3 protein-coding genes and 1 pseudogene are annotated in these 2,338 nt (G+C 60.3%); 3 read left to right on the forward strand and 1 reads right to left on the reverse strand.

Going from position 1 to position 2,338, the window contains the following annotated elements:
• The 3 genes and pseudogenes from ACXJL8_RS39100 to ACXJL8_RS39110 all read left to right on the forward strand — a co-directional run.
• Window positions 1-919 (forward strand): annotated as a pseudogene (locus ACXJL8_RS39100) (TadE/TadG family type IV pilus assembly protein); the annotation flags it as partial.
• A 10-nt stretch (window positions 920-929) separates the two neighbouring features.
• On the forward strand, window positions 930-1,481 hold the full coding sequence (locus tag ACXJL8_RS39105) for a TadE/TadG family type IV pilus assembly protein (RefSeq protein WP_456618704.1): 552 nt from the start codon (window positions 930-932) through the stop codon (window positions 1,479-1,481).
• A gap of 12 nt (window positions 1,482-1,493) precedes the next feature.
• Entirely contained in the window at window positions 1,494-2,156 is a 663-nt protein-coding gene (locus ACXJL8_RS39110; RefSeq protein WP_456618703.1) for a TadE/TadG family type IV pilus assembly protein, read from the forward strand.
• Here ACXJL8_RS39110 and ACXJL8_RS39115 read toward each other — a convergent pair.
• Window positions 2,153-2,338: hypothetical protein (locus tag ACXJL8_RS39115; RefSeq protein WP_456686824.1), on the reverse strand; the 186-nt coding region annotated here is incomplete at its 5' end. The genes ACXJL8_RS39110 and ACXJL8_RS39115 overlap by 4 nt on opposite strands.

Here is a 2,338-nt window from a genome sequence, read left to right on the forward strand (position 1 = left end):
AAGCAATCTCATCAAGTACACCGCCCCCGCGTACCAGGCAGCAGGGGCCTCGCAGAATTGCGGCTTCGCCTGTCATCAAACCAATATCGGTCACGATGGCGGAACCAAGGATAACCTCGCGATCGCGCGCGCCAACAATATCACGTTGCGGATCGATCTCGTGACGAATGCCGTCAACCAGTTGCTCAATACATGGTCGAACTGCCCGCAGTCGGGCGTTTCGGGGGGCGTCATGCAGTGCATGTCGGCGTTGAACAACACCACCTACAAAGCGGCGCTCTATTCGTTCGACTTGAGCTTGAACACACTGGCCGCGCTGACCACCCCGACACTCGCCGGGACCCAGGTTTCCAGCATCTCGCTGATGGCGGTCGCCTACCAGAACTGCGTCGTTGTGACGACCAACTGCAAGACAGACAACGGCACGGATATCGCCGGTGCGCTTAAGACCCTCAACGGCATCATGCCCAATCCCGGGCTTGGCAGCAACGCGACGGGAGATACGCCGCAGGAAGTGGTGTTCCTTGTCACCGACGGCGTCGAGGACAAGATCGTCTCGGGCGCTTCAGCCTGCCCCAACGCGAGCCTCGCCTCCAACAATCGATGCCAGCAGCCGCTCGACACGACGATGTGCACGACCATCAAGAACCGGGGCATCAAGATCGCGGTGCTCTACACGGAGTATCTGCAACTTATCGCCAATCCCGCCACCGGTATCCAGAAAACGGACAACTGGTACATGACCTGGATCGACAAGTACGACCAGCCAACCTCAACGACAGGCCAGATCGCACAAAATCTGCAATCCTGCGCGTCGCCGGGTTTCTACAAGAGTGTTCAAAATGGCCAGAACATTTCCGACGCCCTGACGGACCTCTTCATCAAGGTTGCGTCAAGCACGGCCAACCTTGTGCAATAGAGAGCGCGCCATGACCGGACCGGACATCGCAACGACGAAGAGGCGCCGCAATCGCTGTGCCGCCTTCGCTCGGGATAGCAAGGGTGCCACGGCTGTCGAATTCGCGCTCGTTGCCGCGCCGTTCCTCGCGCTCATCATTGCGCTCATCCAGACGTTTCTCGTGTTCTTTGCCCAGCAGTTGCTCGAATCCGTGGTGCGCCAATCGAGCCGCCTGGTCCTGACCGGGCAGGTGAAGGATCAGGCGCTGACGCAGGCGGCATTCAAGCAGAAGGTCTGTGATCAGGTCGTGATTTTCTTCAGCTGCGGCGGCCTGATGGTCGACATGCAGGTTGCCACGACGTGGTCTACGGCGAACACGGCGATGCCGACCCTGACTTTCGACAGCAAGGGAGCGGTCACGAACAGCTGGCAATTCAATCCCGGGGACATCGGCGATATCGTCGTTCTCCGGGTGATGTATGTGTGGCCGGTGATGCTCGGGCCGCTCGGCTTCAATCTCTCGAATATCTCGGACGGCAACCGGCTGATCATGGCGTCTGCCGCRTTCCAGAACGAGCCATAGAAGGACATCGCTATGATCGCCGGCCTGTCGTTTCGCGCGCGGGGCTTTTGCACCGACGTTAGTGCCGTGGCGGCGACGGAATTCGCCATCGTGACGCCGTTCATGCTGGTGCTTTACATCGGCGGCGTGGAGCTGGGAAACGGCCTGGCCATGAACGTCAAGGTCAGCGCAACGGCGCACAGCGTCGCCGACATGGTGTCGCAGAACACGTCGGTTAGTACGACCCAGATGAACGGCATCCTTGCGGCTTCGACGGCCATCATGGCGCCTTATCCGGTCAAGAACGGCAGCACGTCGCTGATGACGATCACGGTCTCCGGCGTCTCGACCGACAGCACCGGCAAGGCGACGGTTCAATGGAGCACGTCGACCACACCCTCGGCGGCGAGAGCCGTGGGTCAGCAGCTGACCTTGTCCGCGTTCACTGCGGCCGACCCGAAGAAAGCCGACAATGCCAACATCTCGCTCATCCTGAGCGAGGTGTCCTATGACTACACGCCCAACCTCGGCTACACGATCGCCGGCACCGTGAAGCTGACAGACAGCTATTATCTGTTCCCGCGTTGCTCGACCAACAGCCCGGCCAACTCCAGCTTTCCGTACTACGACGTGAAGTATTCCGCGTCGACGACGACGTGCACGTGCATCCAGCATCTGCAACTGAAGACCTGCTAGCTGCGCCGTCGCCCGCCATCCATGAGGCTGCGTTCGATCAAACGATAGGCCGCCTCTGACAGCGTGGGCTTCGCCGCTTGGCGCTGCGCCCATTCGGCATTCGTCGCAGGTGCGTTGCCAGCTCCGCGTATCAGAGCCGAGTCAAAGCGATCCATTGTCCTCCGGAAACCCTGCAACCACAC

The sequence above is a fragment of the Bradyrhizobium sp. P5_C11_2 genome (assembly GCF_054049755.1).

Bases quoted from the DNA above. Each gene is read 5' to 3' on its own strand.
- ACXJL8_RS39110 (WP_456618703.1), top strand. From the start codon at position 1,494: ATGATCGCCGGCCTGTCGTTTCGCGCGCGGGGCTTTTGCACCGACGTT.